Here is a 25223-nt window from a genome sequence, read left to right as displayed (position 1 = left end):
GAACCTGTGCCGGGCGTGCGGCAGTTGCATGCCCTTCGCCCGGGTGGGCGACCCTGCCCAAGATCACGGAACGTGGCGGCTAACCTTACGTGTCCGCCCTGGCCAGGGGTTACGGAAACCAACTCATGCGAAGGGTTGCGCACATGGGCATTCGGAATCTCCTGCGGAACGCGTTCGGAAGGCCGCGGAAGTCCTCGCGGGGCGACGAGGCGGCAACGGCCGCACCCGAGGCGACGGTCCCGGCACCGGCCGGCGAGGCGACCCTGCCGGAGGCTGCGCCCGCCGAGTCGGCGAAGGCGCCCGAGGCCGCTCCCGCCGAGGCGAAGGCAAAGGCGAAGGTGCCCGCACCGTCGACCGAGCCGACGCCCGCGCCGTCGAGGCGCGAGGCGGACGACCTGGTGGCCGCGGCGTTCGACAACGTCAAGGTCCCGAAGCCGTCCGCGCCGGTGGACGAGGTGGACGAGAGGGCCGCCGCAGACGCGGAAGCGGAACCGACCGCGGAGCCCGCGGAGCCCGCGGCAGCGGACGCCGAGCAGGTGGCGGAGGCTGTCGCCGAGCCGGACGTGAAGACGGAGGCGGAGGCCGTCGCCGAGCCGGACGTGAAGACGGAGGCTGCCGCAGAGCCCGTCGCCGAGCCGGTGGCGGAGGCGGAGGTGAAGACGGAGGCGGAGGCGTCCCCCGAGGCCGCCGACGAGCCCGTCGCCGAGACCGAACCGGAGCCCTCGACTGTCGTCGAGGCCGAGGCCGTCGTCGAGCCCGAAGCGGAACCGGCAGCCGAGAGCCCTGAGCCCGTCGCCGAGCCCGCGGCGGAAGCGGAGACGGAGGCTGCCGCAGAGCCCGTCGCCGAGCCGGAGGTGAAGACGGAGGCCGAGGCAGCGCCCAAGGCCGTCGCCGAGGCCGAGCCGGAAGCCGTCGCCGAGGCCGAGCCGGAAGTCAAGACCGAGTCGGCGAGCCTTGCCGAGACGGAGCCCGAAGTCGAGGCCGAGTCGGCGAGCCTTGTCGAGGCCGTGGTCGAGCCCGCCGCCGAGAAGCCCGAGGCCGTGGTCGAGCCCGAGCCCGCCGCTGAGCCCGAGCCGGAAGCCATCGTCGAGCCTGCGCCCGCCGCTGAGCCCGAGCCGGAAGCCGTCGTCGAGCCTGCGCCCGCGGCCGTCGTCGAGCCGGTCGCCGAGCCCGTCGCCGCCGCGTCGGAGCCCGAAGTCGCCGCCGACCCCGAGCCCGTCGCGGCCCCCGTCGCCGCCGAGGCCGACGTGGCCGAGCCCATCACGGAGCCCGCGCCGCAGGCCGACGTGGCCGAGCCCGTCGTCGAGGTGGCCCCCGAGCCGGAGGCCGACGCCGGCACCAAGGCCTCCGCCCCCGCCCTCCCCCTCGCCCGGGTCACGTCGCGCGCCCCCGGGCTCGCCACCGCCTACAAGGCCGCCGGGAGTGTGCTCAAGAAGAACGAGCTCGCCGGGGTCCGGGCGACCGTCTACCTCGTGCTCGACCGGTCGGGTTCGATGCGTCCGTATTACAAGGACGGCTCCGCGCAGGCGCTCGGTGAACAGGTGCTCGCCCTGGCCGCGCACACCGACCCCGAGGCGACCGTGCACGTCGTCTTCTTCTCCACCGACATCGACGGCACCGGCGAGCTCACCCTCGACGGGCACGAGGGCCGCGTGGACGAGCTGCACGCGTCGCTCGGCCACATGGGCCGTACCAGCTACCACCGCGCGATCGAAGAGGTCGTGGCGCACCACGAGAAGTCGCAGTCGCAGACGCCCGCCCTGGTCGTCTTCCAGACGGACGGCCCCCCGGACGCGAAGGGCCCGGCCAACCAGGCCCTCGCGGACGCGGCCCGGCACCCGCTGTTCTTCCAGTTCGTCGCGTTCGGCGAGCACGAGGCCAAGGGCTTCGACTACCTGCGCAAGCTGAAGGCGCCCAACGCCGCGTTCTTCCACGCGGGCCCCACCCCCCGCGAGCTCACGGACGCCGAGCTGTACGAGGGGCTGCTCGCGGACCTGCCGCAGTGGCTTCAGTCGCAGCAGGCCTGACCCCCGCACCATCCGCGCCCCCTGTTCCCGCCCCGGCGGGAACAGGGGGCGCGGCCGTTCCCCCCGCGCCGTTCCCCCCGAATCGGGAGAAGCTGGAGGAATTCCGGCACCGAGGGAAGGACCGCGCACCATGAAGGCCGCCGTAGTCACCGACTTCACCCGGCCCCTGGAGATCCAGCACCGCGTGATCCCGCGGCCGGCCGCGCAGCAGGTCCTCGTCCGGATGGAGGCGAGCGGGCTGTGCCACACGGACATCCACGCCGCCGCCGGAGACTGGCCCGTCAAGCCGGTCCCGCCGTTCGTCCCGGGCCACGAGGGCATCGGGATCGTCGAGGACCTGGGCGAGCGGGTCGGCCACATCAACGTCGGCGACCGCGTCGCCATCGCCTGGCTGGGCGAGGCCTGCGGCCACTGCGACCACTGCGTGTCCGGCTGGGAGACGCTCTGCCTCAAGCAGCGCAACAGCGGCTACTCGGTCGACGGCTCCTTCTCCGAGTACGCCGTCGCGCACGGCGACTACGTCGTGAAGGTCCCCGACGGCCTCGACCCCCTGGACGCCGCCCCGCTGACCTGCGCGGGAGTGACGACGTACAAGGCCGTGAAGGTGTCGGGCGCCGGCCCCGGCAAGCGCGTCCTGATCTCCGGGATCGGCGGGCTCGGCCATCTCGCGCTCCAGTACGCGCGGATCGCGGGTGCCGAGACCGTCGCCGTGGACGTCACCGACGACAAGCTGCGCCTCGCGCACGAGCTGGGCGCCGACCATGTCATCGACGCCCGCACCCAGGACGTCGCCGAGGCGGTGCGCGGGCTGGGCGGCGCCGACGTCGCGATCGGGCTCGCCGTGTCGAACGCGTCGCTCCGGGTGGCGTACGGCTCCCTGCGCAGGCACGGCACGCTCGTCCTGGTCGCGCTGCCCGCCGGGGGCAAGCTGGAACTACCCGTGTTCGAGCACGTGCTCGAAGGCAAGAGCGTGATCGGTTCGATCGTCGGCACCCGGCAGGACCTCGCCGAGGTCTTCCAGCTGCACCGCCTCGGCCGTACCCGCGTCATCCGTGAGCAGCGCAGGCTCAAGGAGGTCAACGAGGCGATCGAGGACATCCTGGCGGGCCGGGTCACGGCCCGGCTGGTCTTCGACTTCCGCTAGGCACCGCAGCCGCACCGGCCGCACCGCACCCCCAGGGCCGTCCACCCCGTAAATACCGGGAGGGGCGGCCCCGCCGTGTCGGATACGATTCTTTGATTCGACTGACGTACACCGTCACCGCACGCAGCGACTTGGGAGCAGCCCCCGATGGCTCGACACCTCATCACCAGCGCCCTTCCGTACATCAACGGAATCAAGCACCTGGGCAACATGGTGGGGTCCATGCTCCCGGCGGACGTGTACTCCCGGTACCTCCGCCAGCGCGGCCACGACGTCCTGTACATCTGCGCCACCGACGAGCACGGCACGCCCGCCGAGCTGGCCGCGAAGGAGCAGGGCCTGCCGGTCGCCGAGTTCTGCGGCAAGGCGCACGACGCGCAGAAGGCCGTGTACGACGGCTTCGGCCTGGCCTTCGACCACTTCGGCCGCAGCTCGTCCGCGCAGAACGCGGAGCTCACGCAGCACTTCGCGCGCAAGCTGAACGAGAACGGCTTCATCGAGGAGCGCGCGATCCGTCAGGTGTACTCGCCTGCCGACGGCCGCTTCCTGCCGGACCGCTACGTCGAGGGCACCTGCCCGCACTGCGGCTACGACAAGGCGCGCGGCGACCAGTGCGAGAACTGCACGCGCGTCCTGGACCCGACGGACCTGATCAACCCGCGCTCGGCGATCTCCGGCTCCACGGACCTGGAGGTCCGCGAGACGAAGCACCTCTTCCTGCTCCAGTCGAAGCTGCAGGTCGAGGTCGAGGAGTGGATCGCGCGGACCGCGGGCGAGTGGCCTCAGCTGGCCTCCTCCATCGCCCGCAAGTGGCTGACCGAGGGCCTGCACGACCGCGCGATCACCCGTGACCTGGACTGGGGCGTCCCCGTCCCGGCCGACACGTGGCCGGAGCTGGCCGCCGAGGGCAAGGTCTTCTACGTCTGGTTCGACGCCCCGATCGAGTACATCGGCTCGACGAAGGAGTGGTCGGACCAGAACCCGGCGGACCGCGACTGGAAGTCGTGGTGGTACAAGGCCGACGACGTCCGGTACACGCAGTTCATGGCCAAGGACAACGTCCCGTTCCACAGCGTCATGTTCCCCGCCACGGAGATGGGCGTGCGCGAGCCGTGGAAGAAGGTCGACTACCTCAAGTCCTTCAACTGGCTGACGTACTACGGCGGCAAGTTCTCCACGTCGCAGAAGCGCGGCATCTTCACGGACGCCGCCCTGGAGATCCTCCCGGCCGACTACTGGCGCTACTTCCTCATCGCCAACGCGCCGGAGTCCGACGACTCCTCGTTCACGTGGGAGCACTTCGCGGCCACGGTGAACAAGGACCTCGCCGACACCCTCGGCAACTTCGTGAACCGCGTCCTGTCCTTCTCCCGCAAGCGCTTCGGTGACGACGTGCCCGCGGGCAAGGAGGCCGGCGAGGCGGAGGCGAAGCTGGGCACGGAGATCGCCGGGCTGCTCGCCGAGTACGAGGCCCAGATGGAGGCCCTCCAGTTCCGCAAGGCCGCGTCCGCGCTGCGCGCCCTGTGGTCGGCGGGCAACTCCTACCTGGAGGAGAAGGCCCCCTGGCTGGAGATCAAGACCGACCCGGAGGCCGCGGCCCTCACGCTGCGCACGGCGATGAACCTCATCCACCTGTACGCGGTCGTGTCCGAACCCTTCATCCCGGCCTCGTCGAAGGCGATGCGCGGCGCGTTCGCGCTGGCCGACGACACGGCCACGTGGGTCACCGCCGAGCAGGCCAAGTCCCTGGACACGGTCCCCGCGGGCACGGCCTTCACGGTCCCGCCGGTGCTCTTCGCGAAGATCACCGAGGAGGACCTGGAGTCCTACCGCGAGCGCTTCGGCGGCGCTGCGGAATAACGCATTCCGGGGGAAAGGGGTGCGGGGACCTGTCCCCGCACCCCTTTCCCGTACCCCGCTACTGGCATGTCCACGACCGCGATTAGGGTTTCGCCATGCCAGTTCCCGCAACCATCCCGATCGCCCACGAGCCGGACCACCGCACCGCCACCATCGGCCGGTACGCGGACGGCCAGTTCCTGGCCTCGGTGACGTACGCCTTCCCGGAGGGCTACCGCCCCGACGACGGCTGGGAGGAGCACAAGCGTCTCTACGCGGTGCTCCACACGTTCGACGCCTCGGGCAGGTACCGCGACTCGGAGATCTGGTGCGCGGGGACCTGGGCCGAGGGTGCCGAACTCGCCCAGGCCCACGCCCACTTGGACAAACTCCTGGCAGCCCTGCCCGGCCGCGCCTACGGCGACATCGCCGTCCGCCCCTTCCGGCTCGCCGTGGACCGCGTGCTGTTCGGCCTGATCGCCGAGGACGACGACGAGGGCGGCTGGGCCGAGCTCTACCCGGATCGCCTCGGCTTCGGCGAACCGTGGGACGGCCGGTACGACACCTGAGCACGGCCCGGAGCGGCGCCCGTCAGGAGGCCGTCGAGGCGTAAGCGCCCCGTCAGGAGGCCGTCGAGGCGGAAGCGCCCCGTCAGGAGGCCGTCGAGGCGGAAGCGCCCGGCTGCGTGTCCGTGCTGTCGTGCGTCTCGTCGGGTGCCACCGCCATCGTGATCGACCCGATGACGCCCTTCGCGATGCGCCCCTTGCCGTACGTCAGCTTCAGCAGACCGCCCGTCGTCCCGCTCTGGTCGTAGATCGTGTCCTCGGTGAGCGTCGTGCGCTCGGTCGTGCTCGTCGAGTACGGCGCGACCTTCCCGGAGGCGATGACCGCGGCCTCCTCGAAGAAGAACTGGCCGGTGTGGCAGGTGTGGCCGCCCTCGTAGCCGGCGTCGGTCCACTTGCCGTCCACATGGACCTTGGTGTGGATGTGCACGGCACGGCCCCGGTACCAGCCGGGGAAGATCGTCCTGAACTCGACGCTGCCGTGCTTGTCCGTCTTCCAGGTGCCCCGCAGATAGCGCTCGTCGTCGGTGGGCTCCTCGTGCCCGCCGCCACCGCCGCCCCCGGGCGGGGCGCCCGTCGGGGTGCCGGACGGCTGGTCGGTCGGGGCTCCGCTCGGGGCGCCGCTCGGGGGCGTGCCGCCACCGCCACCGGTGGAGAGGGACTCGTACCCGGAGTAGATGCCGAGCGCGTCGCAGTGCCAGATGTCGACCGCCGCGTTCCGCACGGGCTTGCAGGTCTCGGCGTCGATCACCTTGAGGCGGAGGACCATCGGGATGCCCTCCTTGTCCTCCGTGATGTCACGGCGGAGCTTGTCCGCGTCGATGTAGTACGGGCCTTCGGTGGTCTCCGAGATGAGCCGGTAGCAGGACTCCGCCTCGGACTTCCTGTCGGCGGCGTCCGTCTCCCCCGCGAACGCGTTGGCGGCGATGGAGCCCCCGACGCCGACGGCCGCCACGGCGGCTCCGCCCGCGAGGATGACCTTCCGGCGGGTCATGTCACGTTTGTGCGCTGGTCCCTGAGTCTCTGTCATGGAAAGCGAAGCTAGGACCACCACCTGTCAGGGACATGGGGTTGCGCTGTGAGTCCGCACAGCGAAGGGGCCGGAACCGATCAACGGTTCCGGCCCCTTCGGACGACTGGCGGGTGCTACTTCTTCTCGCCCACCGGCTTGCGCAGCTGGATGTTCAGCTCGCGCAGGCGCGTCTCGTCGAGCTCCGTGGGCGCGCCCATCATCAGGTCCTGCGCGTTGCCGTTGAGCGGGAACGCGATGGTCTCGCGGATGTTCGGCTCGTCGGCGAGGAGCATGACGATGCGGTCGACACCGGGGGCGATCCCGCCGTGCGGCGGGGCGCCGAAGCGGAACGCGCGGAGCATGCCCGCGAACTGCTCCTCGACGGTGTCACGGTCGTAGCCCGCGATCTCGAAGGCCTTGAGCATGATCTCGGGCTCGTGGTTCCGGATCGCGCCGGAGGACAGCTCCACGCCGTTGCAGACGATGTCGTACTGCCAGCCCAGGATGTCCAGCGGGTCCTTGGTCTCCAAGGCCTCGAGGCCACCCTGCGGCATGGAGAACGGGTTGTGCGAGAAGTCGATCTTCCCGGTGTCCTCGTCCTTCTCGTACATCGGGAAGTCGACGATCCAGCAGAAGCGGAAGACGCCCTCCTCGAAGTGTCCGGCGCGCTTGGCGGCCTCGACACGGACGGCGCCCATGATCTTGGAGACCTCGTCGAACTCGCCCGCGCCGAAGAACACGGCGTGGCCGGCCTTCAGGCCGAGGCGCTCGGTGAGGACCTTGACGTTCTCGTCCGTGAGGAACTTCGCGATCGGGCCCGTGAGCGACCCGTCCTCGGCGACGCGGACCCAGGCGAGGCCCTTCGCGCCCTGCTCGACCGCGTAGTCACCGAGGCCGTCGAAGAACTTGCGGGACTGCGACGCGGTGTCCGGGACGGGCAGCCCGCGCACGTGCTTCCCGGCGAACGCCTTGAACTCGGAGCCCTCGAACACGTCCGAGATGTCGACCAGTTCGAGCTGGGCGCGCAGGTCCGGCTTGTCCGAGCCGTACTTGAGCATCGACTCGCGGAACGGGATCCGCGGGAACGGGGACGTGACGTGGCGGCCGCCGCCGAACTCCTCGAAGAGCTCGGTCATCAGCTTCTCGATCGGCTGGAAGACGTCCTCCTGCTCGACGAAGGACATCTCCACGTCGAGCTGGTAGAACTCGCCCGGCGAGCGGTCCGCGCGGGCGTCCTCGTCACGGAAGCAGGGCGCGATCTGGAAGTAGCGGTCGAAGCCCGAGATCATCAGCAGCTGCTTGAACTGCTGCGGGGCCTGCGGCAGCGCGTAGAACTTGCCCGGGTTGAGGCGCGAGGGGACGACGAAGTCGCGGGCGCCCTCCGGGGAGGTCGCGCTGAGGATCGGCGTCGCCATCTCGTTGAACCCGAGGGCCACCATCTTGGAGCGGATGGAGGCGATGACGGACGAGCGCAGCATGATGTTGCGGTGCATGCGCTCGCGACGCAGGTCGAGGAAGCGGTACTCCAGGCGCCGCTCCTCGTTCACCCCGTCGTCCGCGTTGATCGTGAACGGGATCTGCTGGGCCGCGCCGAGCACCTCGACCTCGGCGGCCTCGATCTCGATCTCGCCCGTGGGCAGCTCGGAGTTGACGTTGTCGGCGCCGCGCGAGACGACCTTGCCGTCGACGCGGACGACCGTCTCCTTGGTCAGCCGGTCGAGGACCTCGGCGGCCGCGGTGCCGGGGCGGGCGACGAGCTGCGTGATCCCGTAGTGGTCCCGCAGATCGATGAAGAGGATGCCGCCCAGGTCGCGCCGATTGTGCAGCCAGCCGCTCAGCCGGACGTCGGATCCGACGTCAGAGGCGCGGAGCTCGCCGCAGGTGTGGGACCTGTACCGATGCATCGTCGTTCATCCAGTCTTTGCGATTGGGGATTGGCCGGGCATGCCCGAAACCCCAGGGTACCGGCCGCCTCAAGATCGCTCTGCGAATAGTCTCGGTGGCCGTCCACGATCACCTCTTCTTAGAGTGGGGCCATGCGCACTGGTGACCCCCTGCCGCCCGTGGGGGACGTTCTCGCCGCCGTCGACACCGGTGTGTGGCGGTGGGACAACCGGGCCGGGCTGGTCACCTTCGACGCGGAGGCGGCCCGGCTGCTCGGCCTGCCCGCATCCCGGGTGACGCTGACGGAGGCCGCCGTACGCTCCCGTTTCCACCCCGTCGACTGGAACGAGATCTACGGCGTGGTCCAGCTCGCCGTCGCCGAGGGCACCCTCGCCGAGGCCCGGCTGCGGATCATGGACGATCAGGGCGTGGTCATCAGGACCGTACGCAGCCGCTCCAAGCCGGTCCTGCACGGCGACTCGCACGCGTACGAGCTGATCGGCACACTCCAGGAGGTCAGCGAGCCCGCCCCGGGGGCCGCGGCGCGCACCCCCGTGACCGGCGACTGGCGGCGCTCCCGCGAGGCGTTCCTGCTGGACGCCGGGCGGGCGCTCGCCGAGGCGGGGTCCACCGAGGAGGTCCTGCGGGTCGCGGCCGGGCTCTCCATGCCGGGGTTCTCGCCGGACGGTCTCGCCGTCTTCGGCGTCGGCGGCGACCGGCTCACGGTCATCGGACACCACGGGCAGGAGCCGGGCGAGGAGGCGCCTTTCACGGACATGCCCCTGGACACCAACTATCCGGCCGCCGAGGTGGTGCGCACCGGCCGCGCCGTCTATCTGTCGTCGGCCGAGCAGTACCGCCTGCGCTACCCGGCCGCCTGGCCGCTGGCCCAGCGCTTCCAGCGGCAGTCCTGGGCGTTCCTGCCGCTCATCGTGGCCGGCCGCACCATCGGCGCCTGGATGGCCGGGTTCGCCTACCCGGTGTCCTTCACACCCGACGAGCGCTCCGTCCTGACGACGGTGGCGCGCATGCTGGCGCAGGCCCTGTCGCGCGCCGGGATCACCGAGTCGGAACGGGAGCTGACGGACGGACTCCAGCGCTCGATGCTGCCCACGCTCGGCCCCGAGATCCCCGGGATGAGCGTCGCCGCCCGCTACGTGCCGACCGGCGGCGGCCTCCAGGTCGGCGGCGACTGGTACGACATGATCCCGCTGCCCACCGGGCGCATCGCGCTCGTCATCGGCGATGTGCAGGGGCACGACGTGCGGGCCGCAGGCCTGATGGGACAGCTGCGGATCGCGCTGCGTGCGTACGCGGCCGAGGGGCACCGCCCGGACGCCGTCCTCTCCCGCGCCTCCCGCTTCCTGTACGGGGTCACCGACTCCATCACGTACGGCTCCACGGGTGGCCCCGGCAAGGACATCGAGAAGGGCTCGGAGGCGGGCGACCCGCGCTTCGCGACCTGCCTGTACGTGGAGGCCGACCCGAAGACGGGAATCCTGGAGATCGCCCGCGCGGGCCACCCCGACCCCGCGATACGCATGACCGACGGGACGGTCCTGGTGCGGCCCACCGCGGGCGGGCTGCCCCTCGGCGTCGACCCCGACGCCGACTACCCCACGACCCGGCTCGCCCTTGAACCCGGCGACACCCTGCTGATCTGCACCGACGGCCTCATCGAGACGGGCGGCCACGACCTCGACACCGGCTGGGCCCGCATCCGCGGCATCCTCGAGGAGCACGGCGGGCACGGGGAGCGCTCCACCGACCCCGACCGGCTGGAGGACCTGGCGGACGCACTCGTGCGGGCCGTGCACGGCCCCTTCTCGCACTACACGACGGGCCCGCTCGTCGACCGGCGCGAGGACGACATAGCGGTGCTGCTCCTCGCCAGGACGGTCCTGCCCGAGGCGCCGGCGCCCGCGCGCCGCACCGCGATGACCGTCGCCCAGGCCGAGCCGGAGCGGGTCGCCGCCGCCCGCCATCAACTGCGCGAGCTGCTGCACGACTGGACCGACGAGGACCAGGTCGACTCGGCGGTCCTGATGATCTCGGAGATGCTCACGAACGTCCTCGTCCACACGGACGGTGACGCCCTCCTGGTCGCCGAGGTCGCCCACGAGCCCGCGCGGCGGCTGCGCGTCGAGGTCGCCGACGCCAGTGACGACCTGCCGCACAAGCGCCACCCGGGCGAGCTCGCGTCGTCCGGGCGCGGCCTCGTCCTGATGGAGCTGCTCGCCGACCGCTGGGGCGTGGACCCGAGGGGCGAGGGCAAGAGCATCTGGTTCGAGCTCTACGAGTCTTCGGCCGACGTTTCACGTGAAACCCCCGACGGCGCCGACGGCCCCTCGCCTGCGGAGTAGCGCTTGCGCATCTCCCCGATCACCCCGAAGGCGGCCGCCGTCAACGGCACCGCGAGCAGCATGCCGAGGATGCCCGCGACGGAGGCGCCCGCCGTGATCGCCAGCATCACCATCGCGGGATGCATCTGCACGGTGCGGGACTGGATCATCGGCTGAAGGATGTGGCCCTCCAGCTGCTGCACGGCCAGGATGACGCCGAGCGCCCACAGGGCGGTCACCCAGCCCCGGTCGGCGAGTGCCACCAGGACGGCCACCGCGCCGGAGATCGTCGCCCCGAGGTAGGGGATGTACGCGGTGACGAAGACCAGGGAGCCGAGCCCGACCGCGCCGGGCACCCGCAGGATGAGCAGACCGACGGTGATGCACACCGAATCGATGAGCGCGATCAGCGTGGTCCCGCGCATGAAGCCCTCGACGGCCTGGAAGGCACGCCGCCCCATTGCCTCCAGGGTCTCCCCGGCGCGGCCGGGCGCGAGACTGTGCGCGAGGCCCGCGGCGCGGTCGGAGTCCTTGAGGAAGAAGAACGTGAGCAGGAGGGCGAGAACGCTGGTCGTGAGGAGCGAGCCGAGGACGGAGAGCCCGGCGATCACTCCGCTCGCGGCACTGGCGCCCCACTTGGACAGCAGCTTCTGGAGGCTGCCGGCGGCGGACCCGAGGTCGTCGGCCACGGTGATCCCGAAGTGGCTCTTGATCCAGGTGCCGGCCTCCCGGACCGAGTCGACGATCTGGTCGCCGGTGTCGATGAGGGTCTTGACGACGATGTAGCCGGCGCCGCCGACGACGGCGACGAGGGCGACGCAGGTGAGGGCGGCGGCGAGCGCCCGGTTGACCTTCCTGCGGATCAGCCAGCCGTGCACCGGCCCGAGCAGGGCCGTGCCGAGCAGGGCGAGCAGCAGGGGCGTGACGGCCGTCTTGAAGACGATGCACAGCCAGACACCGACGGCCGCCACCCCGGTGACGAGCAGCGCCAGGGCGCACCAGGCGGCGGTGCGGCGGGCTGGTTCGGGAAGAAGCGGCTTACCTGTACCTGTGTGCACCCCCACAGGGCATCACGCGCGCGTGGCCCCGACCTTCCGGACGGGGCCACGCGAGTGACGGGCAATCAGATACCGCTTACGTGTGCGGGATCCGCTCTCCCGGGATGACCCCGAGCCGGCCCGCCTGGAAGTCCTCGAACGCCTGCTGGAGTTCGTCGCGGGTGTTCATGACGAACGGACCGTAGTGCGCCATCGGCTCCCGGATCGGGCGGCCTCCCAGGAGGACGACCTCGAGGTCCGGGGTGTTGGAGTCCTGCGTCTCGTCCGCGCGGACGGTCAGCGAGGAGCCCGCGCCGAAGACGGCGGTCTGGCCCATGTGGACCGGCCTGCGGTCGGTGCCGACGGTGCCGCGGCCGGCGAGGACGTACGCGAGGCCGTTGAACTCCTCGCGCCACGGCAGCGTCAGCTCGGCGCCGGGGCGGACGGTCGCGTGGACCATCGTGATCGGCGTGTGCGTGATGCCGGGGCCGTCGTGACCGTCGAGCTCACCCGCGATGACGCGCAGCAGGGCGCCGCCGTCGGCGGTGGTGAGGAGCTTGACCTGGCCACCGCGGATGTCCTGGTAGCGGGGGTCCTTCATCTTGTCGGCGGCCGGGAGGTTCACCCACAGCTGGAGGCCGTGGAAGAGCCCGCCGGACATGACCAGCGCCTCCGGCGGCGCCTCGATGTGCAGGAGGCCCGAGCCGGCCGTCATCCACTGGGTGTCGCCGTTGGTGATGGTGCCGCCACCGCCGTTGGAGTCCTGGTGAACGAAGGTGCCGTCGATGATGTAGGTGACGGTCTCGAAGCCGCGGTGCGGGTGCCAGGGCGTGCCCTTGGGCTCTCCGGGCGCGTACTCCACCTCACCCATCTGGTCCATCATGATGAACGGGTCGAGGTACTTGTAGTTGATCCCGGCGAACGCTCGGCGCACCGGGAATCCCTCGCCCTCGAATCCGCTGGGCGCGGTCGTCACGGCCAGCACGGGGCGGGCCACGGCGTCGGCGGACGCGGCCACACGGGGCAGGGTCAGCGGGTTTTCGACGGTCACTGCAGGCATGTCGGGACCTCCTTGTGCTCCGAGTTTAGTTGAACGTAGAACTTTCTGCCACCTGGAACGCGGAACGCCCGGAGGGAATTCCCTCCGGGCGTCTCGGGTGCCTATGTGCGCGGCGACCGCTAGCCGTACATACGGCGCATCGCGAAGTCGACCATCTGCTCGACCGCCTTGGCGTCGAAGACCATCCGGTGCTCACCCTCCATGTCGAGGACGAAGCCGTACCCGGTCGGGAGCAGGTCGATCACCTCGGCGCCGGTGATCACGAAGTACTTGGACTCCTTGCCCGCGTACCTGCGCAGCTCCTTGAGCGAGGTGAACATGGGGATGACCGGCTGCTGGGTGTTGTGCAGCGCGAGGAAGCCGGGGTTGTCGCCGCGCGGGCAGTAGACCTTCGACGTGGCGAAGATCTGCTGGAAGTCCTCGGCGGACATCGAGCCCGTGGTGAAGGCGCGGACCGCGTCCGCCAGCGACGGAGGCGACGGCTCCGGATACAGCGGCGGAGCCTGCTGGCCGTACCCGCCCTGCATGCCCTGCTGCGGCGGCGCGTACTGCTGCCCGGGTCCCGCGGTCTGGTCGTAGCCGTACATGGGGGCCAGACTACCGAGCGGCGGCCGGAGCGCGGGCGCCGTTAGACCCTGCTCACATTGGCGGATCAGGGGTTGCGCGTTATTACCGACGGGTAGCATCATCGTAGGCACTTGCTACTTGCGAGTAGTGCGTGTTTACGAAGATCCCGCTTCCAGCCAAACGGAGCCGTCGCCATGGGGCACTACAAGTCGAATCTCCGCGACATCGAGTTCAACCTCTTCGAGGTGCTCGGGCGCGACAAGCTGTACGGCAGCGGCCCGTTCGCGGAGATGGACGTCGACACCGCCAAGAGCATCCTCGACGAGGTCGCCCGCCTCGCCGAGAACGAGCTGGCCGAGTCCTTCACGGACGCCGACCGCAACCCGCCGGTCTTCGACCCGGAGACCAACACCGCTCCGGTACCGGCCAGTTTCAAGAAGTCGTACCAGGCCTTCATGGACTCCGAGTACTGGCGCCTGGGCCTGCCCGAGGAGATCGGCGGCACCACCTCCCCGCGCTCCCTGATCTGGGCCTACGCGGAGCTGCTGCTCGGCTCGAACCCGGCGGTCTGGATGTACTCCTCCGGCCCGGCCTTCGCCGGCATCCTCTTCGAGGAGGGCAACGAGGCGCAGAAGAAGGTCGCCGAGATCGCCGTCGAGAAGCAGTGGGGCTCGACGATGGTCCTGACCGAGCCGGACGCCGGCTCGGACGTGGGCGCCGGCCGCACCAAGGCCGTCCAGCAGGAGGACGGCTCCTGGCACATCGAGGGCGTGAAGCGCTTCATCACGTCCGGTGAGCACGACATGTCGGAGAACATCCTCCACTACGTGCTCGCGCGCCCCGAGGGCCACGGCCCCGGCACCAAGGGCCTCTCCCTCTTCCTGGTCCCGAAGTTCCACTTCGACTGGGAGACCGGCGAGCTGGGCGAGCGCAACGGCGTCTACGCGACGAACGTCGAGCACAAGATGGGCCTCAAGGCGTCCAACACCTGCGAGATGACGTTCGGCGACCAGCACCCGGCCAAGGGCTGGCTCATCGGCGACAAGCACGACGGCATCCGCCAGATGTTCCGCATCATCGAGTTCGCCCGCATGATGGTCGGCACGAAGGCGATCTCCACGCTGTCGACGGGTTACCTGAACGCGCTGGAGTACGCCAAGGAGCGTGTCCAGGGCCCCGACCTGGCCCAGTTCATGGACAAGACCGCCCCCAAGGTCACCATCACGCACCACCCGGACGTGCGCCGCTCGCTCATGACGCAGAAGGCGTACGCGGAGGGCATGCGCGCGCTCGTGCTGCACACCGCCGCCGTCCAGGACGACATCGCGGTCAAGGAGGCCGCGGGCGAGGACGCGTCGCAGCTCAACGCCCTCAACGACCTCCTCCTGCCGATCGTGAAGGGCTACGGCTCGGAGAAGGCCTACGAGCAGCTGGCGCAGTCGCTCCAGACGTTCGGCGGCTCGGGTTACCTCCAGGAGTACCCGATCGAGCAGTACATCCGCGACGCCAAGATCGACACCCTCTACGAGGGCACCACCGCGATCCAGGGCCAGGACTTCTTCTTCCGGAAGATCGTCCGCAACCAGGGCGCCGCGCTCAACGGCCTCGCCGAGGAGATCAAGAAGTTCCTCGCGGTCGGCACGGGCGGCGAGGAACTCGCCCCGGCCCGCGAGGCGCTCGCCAAGGCGGCCGTCGAGCTGGAGGCCATCGTCGGCGTCATGCTGACCGACCTCGCGGCCACCGAGCAGGACACCAAGAACATCTACAAGGTGGGCCTCAACACCACCCGCCTGCTGCTCGCCTCCGGCGACGTGGTCGTCGGCTTCCTGCTGCTGCGCGGCGCGGCCGTCGCCGCCGAGAAGCTGGAGACCGCCTCCGCCAAGGACCAGGCCTTCTACCAGGGCAAGATCGCCGCCGCGAAGTTCTTCGCCGCGAACGTCCTGCCGGGCGTCGGCCTGGAGCGCCGCCTCTCCGAGAAGGTCGACCTCGACCTGATGGAGCTGGACGAGGCCGCGTTCTAGTCCCGGCCCGCCCGTGGTCACCGGCGCCGCCACCCGGACACATCCGGGTGGCGGCGCCGTCGTATCGGGATCGGCCGAACCCCCGGCCGCACCCGCGCGGACCCCCCGCGCGCCGGGCCGAAGGCTCGTTAGGCTGGCCCGCATGAGCAACCCCTCCCGCTTCGACCGCGGTCACACCGACGACCTCATGTCCTTCCTCGCGGCCAGCCCCTCGCCGTACCACGCCGTGGCGAACGCCGCCTCGCGCCTGGAGAAGGCCGGATTCCGCCAGGTCGCCGAGACCGACGCGTGGGACGGGACGACGGGCGGCAAGTACGTGACGCGCGGCGGCGCGATCGTGGCGTGGTTCGTCCCCGAGGGCGCCGCGCCGCACACCCCCTTCCGCATCGTCGGCGCGCACACCGACTCGCCGAACCTGCGCGTCAAGCCGCTGCCCGACATGGGCTCGCAGGGCTGGCGGCAGGTCGCCGTCGAGATCTACGGCGGACCGCTCCTCAACTCCTGGCTCGACCGGGACCTCGGACTCGCGGGCCGGCTCACCCTGCGGGACGGCTCGACCCGGCTCGTGAACATCGACCGGGCGCTGATGCGCGTGCCGCAGCTCGCCATCCACATGGACCGCTCCGTCCACACCGACGGCCTCAAGCTCGACAAGCAGAAGCACATGCAGCCCATCTGGGGCCTCGGCGACGACGTCCACGAGGGCGACCTGATCCGGTTCCTGGAGGAGGAGTACGGCCTCGCCGAGGGCGACGTCACCGGGTGGGACCTGATGACGCACCCCATCGAGGCGCCCGCCTACCTCGGCCGCGACAAGGAGCTCGTCGCAGGACCCCGCATGGACAACCTCCTGTCCGTGCACGCGGGAACGGCCGCCCTCGCCGCCGTGTCCGCCTCGGACGACCTCCCCTGCATCCCGGTCCTCGCCGCCTTCGACCACGAGGAGAACGGGTCGCAGTCCGACACCGGCGCCGACGGCCCGCTGCTCGGCGGCGTCCTGGAGCGTTCGGTGTTCGCGCGCGGAGGCTCGTACGAGGACAAGGCCCGCGCCTTCGCCGGGACGGTGTGCCTGTCGTCCGACACCGGTCACGCCGTGCACCCCAACTACGCCGAGCGCCACGACCCCACCCACCACCCCCGCGCCGGCGGCGGCCCCATCCTCAAGGTCAACGTCAACAACCGCTACGCCACCGACGGTTCGGGCCGCGCCGTGTTCGCCGCCGCGTGCGAGAAGGCCGGCGTGCCCTTCCAGTCGTTCGTCTCCAACAACTCCATGCCCTGCGGCACCACGATCGGCCCGATCACGGCGGCCCGCCACGGCATCAAGACCGTCGACATCGGCGTCGCGATCCTCTCCATGCACAGCTGCCGCGAACTGTGCGCCTCCGACGACCCGTTCCTCCTCGCGAACGCGCTCGTCGCCTTCCTGGAGGGCTGACCTCCCCGACAGGCGGTGCCCCGCAGCCCGCAGACCCCCCGGCGGTAAACTCGACCTTTGCCGTGCGGGGGGCCGAGGGAGGACACCGGGCGTGGAGTTCAGGATTCTCGGCACCGTCGCGGTCGTGACGGAGACCGGTGAACTGCCGCTGGGCCCCGCCAAACGCTCAGGCCTCCTCGCCATGCTGCTGCTGCGGCCCAACAGCGTCGTCCGCGTCGAGCAGCTGATCGCCGCCCTGTGGGAGGACGAACCGCCCCTCCACGCCAAGGCCGTCCTGCAGAGCCACGTCTCACGCCTGCGGGCCCTGCTCACCGCGCACGACGCCGAGATGTACGGCATCCGGCTGACCACCCAGGGCTCCGCCTACGCGCTCCAGCTCTCGGAGACCCTCCTCGACGCCCACCGGTTCGAGGAACTGGTCGCCCTCGCCCGGCTCCAGCACCGCCCCGCCGACACCGTCCAGATGCTCCGCGAGGCCCTCTCCCTGTGGCAGGGACCCGCACTCACCGGCACCGTGCGCAGCGCGCCCCTGGAAGCCGCCGCGCTCGCCCTCGAAGAGCTGCGCATAGCCTCCGTGGAAGGGCTCTCGGAGGCGTACGGGCAGCTCGGCGAGCACGCGCGGGCGGCTGCCGTCCTGCGCCCCGAGTCGGTGGCCCACCCCCTGCGCGAGTCGCTCGCCGCCGCGCTCGTCCTCGCGCTCGGCCGCTCCGGGCGGCAGTCCGATGCCCTCGACCACTACCACCGCACGCGGCGGCTCCTCGCCGACGAACTCGGCGTCGATCCCGGGCCGGTCCTCGCGGCGGCGTACCGGACCATCCTGGGGACGCCGTCGGCGCAGGCGCCGCCCCAGGCCGCGTTCGCGTCACTGCCGCGGGCGCGGGCGAAGCCGTCGGCCGGTCCCGTGGAAACCGTCCCGCCGTCGCGGCCCGCGTCCGGCGAGCCGGCCGACGGCACCGGACCCGACCCGTCACCGTCCCTGCCTCTGTCCCCGTCCGGGTCCGCGTCCCTGGAAGCCGCCACGCCGCCCGACACCGGTACGGGGATCCAGGGCTCCCCCGACAGCGCGTCCGGGCCAGAACCCCGGAACGACACCGGATCCCGACCCGCCGTCGACCCCTACCCCGAACACCCCGCCGCCCCCACCCCCGTACACACCCCCGCCGAGCCCCCCACGCCCACGCCCAACCTGCTGCCCCGCCTCCCGCGTGGCTTCTCCGGGCGGGGGGCCGAGCTCGGCGCCCTCGACCAGGTGCTGTCCGGCGACGACGCGCCCGTCTGTCTGCTGGCCGGGCCCGCCGGCGTCGGCAAGACCGCGCTGGCCGTGCACTGGGCCCACCGCCGTCACGCGCGCCACGACCGGTTCCCCGACGGCGTCCTCTTCGCCGACCTGCGCGGCTTCAGCGACACCCCCGCCCCCGAAACACCCACCGTGCTGCGGGAGTTCCTCCTCGCGCTCGGCGTCCCGGCCCGGCGGATCCCCGAGACCACCGCCGCGATGGGCGCCCTCTACCGCTCCCTCGCCGCACGCCGCCGCCTCCTCGTCGTCCTCGACAACGCCCGCACCTCCGCCCAGGTCCGCCCCCTGCTCCCCGGCGGCGACCACTGCGCCACCCTCATCACCAGCCGCGACCGGCTCGGCGGCCTCGTCGCCTCCGACGCCGCGACCCCCGTGCCCCTGAACCCCCTGCCGCCCGGCGACGCGGCCGGACTCCTCGCCGCCGTACTCGGCGACGAGCGCGTGTCCGCCGAACCCGCCGCCGTCGAACGCCTCGCGGGCCTGTGCGACGGACTGCCGCTCGCCCTGCGCGTCACCGCGGCCCGCCTCGCCGAGCGCCCCGACGGCACCCTGGCCGCGATGGCCGGTGAACTCGCCGACGAACAGCGCCGGCTGAGCCTGCTCGACATCGAGGACACCGGCGTATCGGCCGCGCTGCGGCTCACCGTCCGGCACCTGCCCGCACCCGCCGCCGAACTCTTCGGACTCATCGGACTGCACACCGGATCCGACCTCGACCGCTTCACGGCCGCCGCGCTCACCGGCACCACCCCCGACGAGGCCGACACCGCGCTCGGCCGGCTCGCCGCCGCCCACCTGGTCGCCGAATCGGCCGGAGGCCGCCGCACACCCCACGACCTCGTACGCCTCTACGCGCGCACCCTCACACCCGAGCCCGCCGCCGAACCGCTCGGACGCCTCCTCGACCACTACCTGCGCACCGCCCTCGCCGCGGCCGCCGCCGCCCACCCCGAGAGCCGCCCCTGCTGCGCCCTGCCCGCGGACATCCGGCCCGCCGTCGCCGTGCGGGAGTTCCCCGACCGCGCCGCCGCACTCGACTGGTTCGAGGCCGAGCGGTCCGGCCTGGAAGGCGCCGTCGCCGCGGCCGCCGGCGCCCAACTGCACGACCGGGCCTGGCGGATCGCCCTCCTCCTGTGGCCCGTGATCCTGCTGCGCGTCGGCGACGGCTGGGTCCCGCTGCTCGAACAGTGCCTCGCCTCGGCGGAGCACGAGGACGACCCGGACGCGCAGTCGCGGGCCCGCGCCCTGCTCGGCTGGATCCTCCACGAGGAAGGCAGGGACGACGAGGCCCTCGTCCACCTCGAACAGGCCCCCGGACTCGCGGCCCGCGCCGGCGACGTCACCAGCGAGGCCATCGCCTGCGTCAACCTCGCCGTCGCGCTCAACGGCACCGGCGCGCACGACCGCGCCGGGCTCCTCCTGTCCCGCGCCGTCACCCTCGCCGTGCAGGCCCAGCACCCGCCGACGGAGGCGCTCGCGCTGCACCATCTGGCCCGGCACTGCCTCGACACGGGCGCCCATGAAGCGGCCCTCTCGCACGCCGTACGGGCCCTCGACATGACCTCGTCCGACGAGGCCGCCCGGCGGGTGCTGCTGCAGACCGCCTGCGGCGAGGCGCTGTCCGCCCTCGGACGCCCCGACGACGCCGCCGACCTGCTCGGACAGGCCCTGCGGACAGCCGAGTCGGCCGGGTTCGAGGACGGCGTGGCGGCCGCGCGGAAGGCCCTGGACGGGTTGCCAGCGGATCGTTAGCGGCACGCAAGCCGATCGAGAGAGGCACCCCCGAAGCTGAAGTCAGCACCGAGACAACGGTGCCGACCACACAGCAGACCGCACGCACGGACCGTCTTCACACGGACCTTTCGCACGGACCATTCACACGGGGGAGCCCACCATGAACACCCACCGCAACCGTTCCCGCACCGTCCTCGCCGTCGCCGCCCTCGCGGCCCTGAGCCTGTCCCTCACCGCCTGCAACAGCGGCGAGGGCACCAAGGACTCGGGCGCCGCCTCCACGGACAGGACGGCCACCGGCTCCGCCGGTTCGGATGCCAAGGACAGCGGCTCGGGCACCGGCTCCTCGAAGGCCTCCGGCGGCACGGACGCCACGGCGGCCGGCGCGAAGCAGACCGGCACCGGCAAGAACACCGCCGGCGGCACCGGCACGACCGGCGGCACGGCGGCCAAGAAGACCCCCGAGTGCAAGGTCGGCTACCTCGACTACTCCCTCAAGCGCGAGAACCCCGAGCAGCAGGGCGACCACCTGCTCATCACCGCCGTCAACCGCTCCGCCACGGCCTGCACCGTGCAGAAGTTCCCCGTCGTGACCCCGGGCGAGGCCAACGGCGACGCGCCGCTCGCCAAGGACGACCAGCAGCCCGCCCAGCCGATCGTCGTGCAGCCCGGCGGCACGGTCTACTCCGCGATCGACGTCTACCAGGAGACCAAGGCCGAGGACGACTACTTCACGTCGATCCGCCTGTCCCTGGTCAGGAACAACTCCGACGACTCGAGCGAGTCCGTCAAGCTGGTCACGCCCGGCGAGGTGGAGTACGCCGGCAAGCGCGCCGACGGCATCGAGGTGCTCTCCTGGAACACCACGCGCCCGTATGCCGGCTGACCGGCACTCCGTCGGCCCCGGTCAGCCCGTGACAGTCCGGATCAGCCCCGGTCGTCCATCCCCGCCAGCACCAGCGGCAGCCGGTCCGCGCCACCCCCGGTGAGCCGGACCGGCACGCCCCAGTCCTGCTGGTGGACGTGGCAGGCCGGGTACTCGTTGGCCGGGTCGTCGTCGCACGAGGCGGCCATCGCCGACACGTGCAGGACGCCCTCCGCCACCTCCGGGTTCAGGACCAGCTCGCGCGACAGGTCCGTGTCCGCCCCGTCCCCCGCGACCAGCAGCTCGGGCGGGGTGGAGGAGACCAGGAGCCGGGTCGAGGGCCCGTACCGCACATCGAGCTTCTGACCCGCCGGAGCCTGGAAGATCACGTCCAGCTGGAGCTTGCCGGCGGCGACCTCGGTCGCCGCGCGCTGCGTCCGGTGCGCGACCGACTCGACCCGCACGGCCTCCTCCGGAAGCCGCAGCCGCGTCAGCCGGTGCCGCGCCGACTCCACCACGACGATGTCTGCGGAGTCCCCGCCCACGAGCACCGCGTCGCTGGGCTCCCGCAGATCCGTCGCCAGCGTGGTGACCTCACCGGTCGCCGGGTCGTAGCGACGCAGGGCGTGGTTGTACGTGTCCGAGACCGCGACCGAGCCGTCCGGCAGGGCCGTCACGCCCAACGGGTGCTGGAACAAGGCCTGTTCGGCGGCACCGTCCCGGTGCCCGAAGTCGAAGAGACCCGTACCGACCGCCGTGTGCACGGCGCCGTCCAGGTCGACGTACCGCAGCGCGGACGTCTCCGAGTCCGCCACCCACAGCCGCTCACCGGTCGCCGCGAGCCCGGACGGCTGCGCGAACCACGCCTCGGCCCCCGGCCCGTCGACGAGCCCCTCGTTCGTCGTGCCCGCCGCGACGGCGACACTCTTCGACTCCGGGTCGTACGTCCACAGCTGGTGCACGCCCGCCATGGCGATCCACACCTTGCCGCCGAACACGGCGACGTCCCACGGCGAGGACAGCGACACCTCGAGGGCGGGGCCGCTGGTCGGCGCGCCCTGCCACCACTGCTTGCCGGTGCCCGCGAGCGTCGTGATGTCCCCGCTCGTGAGGTCCAGGGCCTTCAGCGAGTGGTGCACCGTGTCGGCCACGACGACGGTCGTGTCGTCGAGGAGCGCGAGGCCCTGCGGCTCGTTGAAGTCGCCGGGCGAGCCGATCCGCCGTACGACGCTCTCGCCGTCCTCGGCCAGTTCGACGAGCTGGTGCCGGGTCGTGTCGGAGACCAGGAAGTTCCCGGACGGCAGCACGAGCGCCTTGCCGGGGAAGCGCAGATCCGTCGCGACCGGCTCGGGGGCGACGTACGGCCCGTCGCCGCGGCGCAGCGTCCCCTTCGCGCCGTGCTCCGCCTCCAGCTGCTCGACCAGCTTCTCGATGGCGTGGGCGTGCCCCTCGCCGGCGTGCTGCGCGACGACGTACCCCTCGGGGTCGATCACCGCGAGAGTCGGCCAGGCCCGGACGGCGTACTGCTTCCAGGTCGCCAGCTCGGGGTCGTCGAGGACGGGGTGCTCGACGTTGTACCGCTCGACGGCGTCGACCACGGCGGCGTGCTCGGCCTCGTGCACGAACTTCGGCGAGTGCACCCCGACGATCACGACGGTGTCCCGGTGCTTCTCCTCGAGCTCACGCAGCTCGTCGAGGACATGCAGGCAATTCACACAACAAAATGTCCAGAAATCCAGAATGACGATGCGTCCCCGCAGGTCAGCCAGGGTGTATTGCTTACCACCCGTATTGAGCCAGCCGCCCTTGCCGATGAGCTCGGGGGCACGGACACGGGCGCGACGGGGTGCGGGGTCGACATCGTTCATGGGTCAAGGGTGCCACTAAGCGAGCGCATGCCCCGTAGTGGCATCCACATGATCAGGGACGTCGTCGTGGTGGTCCCCGACCGTGGGGGTTCCGGTGGGCTCCAGGAGAAGGATCGAGGCACCCTTCGGGGAGCGCGGCTTGTGCCACGTCCCGCGCGGAACCGTGAAGACCGAGCCCCGGGGCAGGACGACATCGCGCTCGCCCGCCGGCTCGCGCAGGGCGATGGTCAGCTCGCCGTCGACGACCAGGAAGAACTCGTCCGTGTCGTCGTGCACGTGCCAGACATGGTCTCCCTCGACCTTCGCGACGCGGACGTCGTAGTCGTTGACGCGGGTGACGATGCGGGGACTCCACAGGGCGTCGAAGGAGGCCAGGGCCTCGTCGAGGGCGATCGGCGTGTTCTCGCGGCTGGTCATACGCCGATCCTGCGCCCGGCACCGCTCCGCGGCGAGTGCTAGAAATCGCATATGGCGAAAGAATCCTCGCAGCGCCTCTCACGGGACCTGTCGCAGCGCCCGCCGCACCGCGTCGTGGTGATCGTCGACGAGAACTCCAACCCCTTCGAGCTGTCCTGCGCCATCGAGGTCTTCGGCCTGCGCCGGCCCGAACTCGGCCGTGAGCTGTACGACTTCCAGCTCTGCTCGCCGCGGACGCGGACCGTGATGCGGGACGGGTTCTTCACCCTGACCGACATCGCCGATCTCGACGCGGCCGAGTCCGCGGACACGCTGATCGTGCCCAATCGGCCCGACACCGACGTGCCGAGGCGGCCCGCCGTCCTCGACGCCGTGCGCCGGGCGCACGCGCGGGGCGCCCGGCTCATCGGGTTCTGCTCGGGCGCGTTCACCATCGCCGAGGCCGGACTCCTCGACGGGCGACGGGCCGCCTGCCACTGGATGTGGGCGGACTCCTTCCGCTCCCGCTTCCCCGGGGTACACCTCGAACCCGACGTGCTGTTCGTGGACGACGGGGACATCCTCACCGCGTCCGGCAGCGCGTCCGCGCTCGATCTCGGACTGCACGTCGTCCGCCGTGACCACGGCGCCGAGATCGCCAACGCGGTGTCGCGACGGCTCGTGTTCGCCGCCCACCGGGACGGCGGCCAGCGGCAGTTCGTGGAGCGGCCCGTGCCCGCGGTGCCGGACGAGTCTCTCGCGCCGCTGCTCGCGTGGGCGCAGGAGCGGATCGGCGAGCCGCTGAGCGTGACCGACCTCGCCGCGCACGCCGCGGTCAGCCCCGCCACCCTGCACCGCCGCTTCCGCGCCGAACTCGGCACGACCCCGCTGGCCTGGCTCACCGGCGAACGGGTCGCCCTGGCCTGTCGCCTCATCGAACGCGGCGAGGAACGCCTCGACGTGGTGGCCGCCCGCAGCGGCCTGGGCACCGCCGCGAACCTGCGCGCCCGGCTCCGCCGGGAAACGGGCCTGAGCCCGTCGGCGTACCGCAGACGGTTCGGCCGGGGCCCGGCGGAGGCGGCGCTGTCTTAGGCCCGGCCAGGTTCGGCCGACGCCGTGGAGCCGTACCTCCGGCCCCGCATCCCGGCAGCCGCCGCAGGTCCCGGCGGCGCGTCCGCCCTCTGTGCGGCGGGCGCGTGGCCGACGCTTGGCAGCTATGACGGACGACAGCGCGCGCGGCGGTCTCGCCGGGACTCTGGCCAAGGTCACGCGGTGGGGCACCGCGCGGGCCGGTGAACTGCGGGAGCGGCTGCCGTTCCTCACGCGCCTGACCCGGCAGATGGTGGACGTGAGCCTCCTCGACTCCTCGACGCGGCTGGCCGCGCAGGCCTTCCTGACGGCGATCCCGGTGCTCTTCGTCATCGCCGCGTTCGCCCCGACCGCCATGGGCGACCGCCTCATCGAGTCGGCGACGTACTCGCTCGGCCTGTCCGGACCCGCCCTCGACCAGGTCCGGCAGGTGTTCGGGACGCCCGACGACACCGCACGCGACACCTCGGGGGCCGTCGGCGTCCTCGTCACGCTGCTGTCGGCGACCTCGTGCAGCCGAGCCCTGCAACGCGTGTGCGAGCGCTCCTGGCACGTGCCGCCCGCGGGCCTGCGCCTCATCGCGTGGCGGTGGCCGGTGTGGCTGCTGGTGTGGCTGTCCGCGCTGACGGTCCAGGGGCTGCTGAGCGACGGTTTCGGCTTGGGCGCCTGGCTCGGCCTGCCGCTGTCGTTCGCGTCGAGCACCCTGCTGTGGTGGTGGACGCAGCACATGCTGCTCGGCGGCCGCGTGCCATGGCTGCCGCTGCTGCCGGGCGCGCTTCTGACCGGCGTGGGCGTGGTCGTCCTCGCCTGGGCGTCGCGCTTCTACATGCCGGTGACGCTGAACCGCTCCGTGGCGGCGTTCGGCCCCCTCGGTCTCGTGTTCAGCCTGCTGTCGTGGCTCATCGTGCTGTTCACGGTCGTGTGCGTGGGGATCGCCACGGGGTACGTCCTCGCCCAGGAGCCGCCCCTCGCCCGCCGCCTCGGGACACGGCCGCCCGAGTGAGGGGGGAGAGTCCGCGCGCGCGGGCTGGGCACCCTTC

18 protein-coding genes are annotated in these 25223 nt (G+C 71.8%); 11 read left to right on the top strand and 7 right to left on the bottom strand.

The genetic code is table 11. The features are described from left to right. The first annotated feature begins 143 nt into the window (after positions 1-143). The 4 genes from LGI35_RS23695 (at position 144) to LGI35_RS23680 (ending at position 5579) form a co-directional block, all read left to right on the top strand. The gene (locus LGI35_RS23695; RefSeq protein WP_227296230.1) at positions 144-2027 is read left to right on the top strand and encodes a VWA domain-containing protein; all 1884 of its coding nucleotides are present in this window, start codon (positions 144-146) and stop codon (positions 2025-2027) included. 130 nt (positions 2028-2157) lie between these two features. Then, positions 2158-3171, top strand: a complete 1014-nt coding sequence (gene adhP / locus LGI35_RS23690; RefSeq protein ID WP_227296228.1) for an alcohol dehydrogenase AdhP — start codon at positions 2158-2160, stop codon at positions 3169-3171. Positions 3172-3318: 147 nt separating this feature from the next. After that, complete coding sequence (gene metG / locus LGI35_RS23685) at positions 3319-5031, top strand: methionine--tRNA ligase (protein WP_227296226.1); 1713 nt, start codon at positions 3319-3321, stop codon at positions 5029-5031. 95 nt (positions 5032-5126) lie between these two features. Continuing rightward, the gene (locus LGI35_RS23680; RefSeq protein WP_227296224.1) at positions 5127-5579 is read left to right on the top strand and encodes a hypothetical protein; all 453 of its coding nucleotides are present in this window, start codon (positions 5127-5129) and stop codon (positions 5577-5579) included. Between the two features lie 82 nt (positions 5580-5661). Here LGI35_RS23680 and LGI35_RS23675 read toward each other — a convergent pair whose 3' ends face one another. Together LGI35_RS23675 and aspS are read right to left on the bottom strand one after the other, a co-directional pair. After that, positions 5662-6603 carry an intradiol ring-cleavage dioxygenase gene (locus LGI35_RS23675; protein WP_227296222.1) on the bottom strand — a complete coding sequence of 314 codons (942 nt, stop codon included), beginning with the start codon at positions 6601-6603 and terminating at the stop codon, positions 5662-5664. Positions 6604-6719: 116 nt separating this feature from the next. Continuing rightward, positions 6720-8489, bottom strand: coding sequence for an aspartate--tRNA ligase (gene aspS, locus LGI35_RS23670; RefSeq protein ID WP_227296220.1), 1770 nt, complete (start codon positions 8487-8489; stop codon positions 6720-6722). Between the two features lie 132 nt (positions 8490-8621). Between aspS and LGI35_RS23665 the strand changes: the two genes are divergently transcribed. After that, positions 8622-10832, top strand: coding sequence for a SpoIIE family protein phosphatase (locus tag LGI35_RS23665; protein WP_227296218.1), 2211 nt, complete (start codon positions 8622-8624; stop codon positions 10830-10832). Here LGI35_RS23665 and LGI35_RS23660 read toward each other — a convergent pair. From LGI35_RS23660 to LGI35_RS23650, 3 genes are all read right to left on the bottom strand, one after another. Beyond that, positions 10763-11869: an AI-2E family transporter gene (locus LGI35_RS23660; protein WP_227296216.1), complete on the bottom strand. Its 1107-nt coding sequence runs from the start codon at positions 11867-11869 to the stop codon at positions 10763-10765. The two genes, LGI35_RS23665 and LGI35_RS23660, sit on opposite strands and share 70 nt — an antisense overlap. 76 nt (positions 11870-11945) lie before the next feature. Beyond that, positions 11946-12908 carry a pirin family protein gene (locus LGI35_RS23655; protein ID WP_116511972.1) on the bottom strand — a complete coding sequence of 321 codons (963 nt, stop codon included), beginning with the start codon at positions 12906-12908 and terminating at the stop codon, positions 11946-11948. 119 nt (positions 12909-13027) lie between these two features. Further along, a complete protein-coding gene (locus tag LGI35_RS23650) occupies positions 13028-13495 on the bottom strand; it encodes an SseB family protein (protein ID WP_100596474.1) in 468 nt (155 codons plus the stop codon). A 174-nt stretch (positions 13496-13669) separates the two neighbouring features. On the opposite strand from LGI35_RS23650, the gene LGI35_RS23645 reads away from it, so the two are divergent. From LGI35_RS23645 to LGI35_RS23630, 4 genes are all read left to right on the top strand, one after another. Then, on the top strand, positions 13670-15496 hold the full coding sequence (locus LGI35_RS23645) for an acyl-CoA dehydrogenase (RefSeq protein WP_227296214.1): 1827 nt from the start codon (positions 13670-13672) through the stop codon (positions 15494-15496). 142 nt (positions 15497-15638) lie between these two features. Then, on the top strand, positions 15639-16934 hold the full coding sequence (locus tag LGI35_RS23640; RefSeq protein WP_227296212.1) for a M18 family aminopeptidase: 1296 nt from the start codon (positions 15639-15641) through the stop codon (positions 16932-16934). A gap of 91 nt (positions 16935-17025) precedes the next feature. Continuing rightward, positions 17026-19983: an AfsR/SARP family transcriptional regulator gene (locus LGI35_RS23635; RefSeq protein ID WP_227296210.1), complete on the top strand. Its 2958-nt coding sequence runs from the start codon at positions 17026-17028 to the stop codon at positions 19981-19983. Positions 19984-20125: 142 nt separating this feature from the next. After that, positions 20126-20851 (top strand): DUF4232 domain-containing protein, encoded by a 726-nt coding sequence (locus tag LGI35_RS23630; protein WP_227296207.1) that lies wholly within the window; start codon positions 20126-20128, stop codon positions 20849-20851. Between the two features lie 41 nt (positions 20852-20892). Here LGI35_RS23630 and LGI35_RS23625 read toward each other — a convergent pair whose 3' ends face one another. Both LGI35_RS23625 and LGI35_RS23620 read right to left on the bottom strand, forming a co-directional pair. Next, complete coding sequence (locus LGI35_RS23625; protein WP_227296205.1) at positions 20893-22698, bottom strand: thioredoxin-like domain-containing protein; 1806 nt, start codon at positions 22696-22698, stop codon at positions 20893-20895. A 15-nt stretch (positions 22699-22713) separates the two neighbouring features. Continuing rightward, complete coding sequence (locus LGI35_RS23620) at positions 22714-23115, bottom strand: cupin domain-containing protein (protein WP_227296203.1); 402 nt, start codon at positions 23113-23115, stop codon at positions 22714-22716. A gap of 51 nt (positions 23116-23166) precedes the next feature. Here LGI35_RS23620 and LGI35_RS23615 point away from each other — a divergent pair, with 51 nt between their 5' ends. Together LGI35_RS23615 and LGI35_RS23610 are read left to right on the top strand one after the other, a co-directional pair. Continuing rightward, positions 23167-24186 (top strand): GlxA family transcriptional regulator, encoded by a 1020-nt coding sequence (locus LGI35_RS23615; RefSeq protein WP_227296201.1) that lies wholly within the window; start codon positions 23167-23169, stop codon positions 24184-24186. Positions 24187-24310: 124 nt separating this feature from the next. Then, positions 24311-25186 carry a YhjD/YihY/BrkB family envelope integrity protein gene (locus tag LGI35_RS23610; protein WP_227296200.1) on the top strand — a complete coding sequence of 292 codons (876 nt, stop codon included), beginning with the start codon at positions 24311-24313 and terminating at the stop codon, positions 25184-25186. Positions 25187-25223 lie beyond the last annotated feature (37 nt).

Source organism: Streptomyces longhuiensis, assembly GCF_020616555.1.
GTDB classification, from domain to species: Bacteria; Actinomycetota; Actinomycetes; order Streptomycetales; family Streptomycetaceae; genus Streptomyces; species Streptomyces longhuiensis.
Note: the sequence above shows the minus strand (reverse complement) of the source record. Positions and strands in the feature narration are given on the sequence as shown.

What these genes read in the sequence shown, in the direction of transcription:
- LGI35_RS23675 (WP_227296222.1), bottom strand. Translation starts at nt 6,603, where the DNA reads ATGACAGAGACTCAGGGACCAGCGCACAAACGTGACATGACCCGCCGG.
- LGI35_RS23655 (WP_116511972.1), bottom strand. Translation starts at nt 12,908, where the DNA reads ATGCCTGCAGTGACCGTCGAAAACCCGCTGACCCTGCCCCGTGTGGCC.
- LGI35_RS23680 (WP_227296224.1), top strand. Translation starts at nt 5,127, where the DNA reads ATGCCAGTTCCCGCAACCATCCCGATCGCCCACGAGCCGGACCACCGC.
- LGI35_RS23625 (WP_227296205.1), bottom strand. Translation starts at nt 22,698, where the DNA reads ATGAACGATGTCGACCCCGCACCCCGTCGCGCCCGTGTCCGTGCCCCC.
- LGI35_RS23695 (WP_227296230.1), top strand. Translation starts at nt 144, where the DNA reads ATGGGCATTCGGAATCTCCTGCGGAACGCGTTCGGAAGGCCGCGGAAG.
- LGI35_RS23640 (WP_227296212.1), top strand. Translation starts at nt 15,639, where the DNA reads ATGAGCAACCCCTCCCGCTTCGACCGCGGTCACACCGACGACCTCATG.
- LGI35_RS23620 (WP_227296203.1), bottom strand. Translation starts at nt 23,115, where the DNA reads ATGACCAGCCGCGAGAACACGCCGATCGCCCTCGACGAGGCCCTGGCC.
- LGI35_RS23615 (WP_227296201.1), top strand. Translation starts at nt 23,167, where the DNA reads ATGGCGAAAGAATCCTCGCAGCGCCTCTCACGGGACCTGTCGCAGCGC.
- LGI35_RS23665 (WP_227296218.1), top strand. Translation starts at nt 8,622, where the DNA reads ATGCGCACTGGTGACCCCCTGCCGCCCGTGGGGGACGTTCTCGCCGCC.
- LGI35_RS23610 (WP_227296200.1), top strand. Translation starts at nt 24,311, where the DNA reads ATGACGGACGACAGCGCGCGCGGCGGTCTCGCCGGGACTCTGGCCAAG.
- aspS (WP_227296220.1), bottom strand. Translation starts at nt 8,489, where the DNA reads ATGCATCGGTACAGGTCCCACACCTGCGGCGAGCTCCGCGCCTCTGAC.
- LGI35_RS23630 (WP_227296207.1), top strand. Translation starts at nt 20,126, where the DNA reads ATGAACACCCACCGCAACCGTTCCCGCACCGTCCTCGCCGTCGCCGCC.
- adhP (WP_227296228.1), top strand. Translation starts at nt 2,158, where the DNA reads ATGAAGGCCGCCGTAGTCACCGACTTCACCCGGCCCCTGGAGATCCAG.
- LGI35_RS23645 (WP_227296214.1), top strand. Translation starts at nt 13,670, where the DNA reads ATGGGGCACTACAAGTCGAATCTCCGCGACATCGAGTTCAACCTCTTC.
- metG (WP_227296226.1), top strand. Translation starts at nt 3,319, where the DNA reads ATGGCTCGACACCTCATCACCAGCGCCCTTCCGTACATCAACGGAATC.
- LGI35_RS23650 (WP_100596474.1), bottom strand. Translation starts at nt 13,495, where the DNA reads ATGTACGGCTACGACCAGACCGCGGGACCCGGGCAGCAGTACGCGCCG.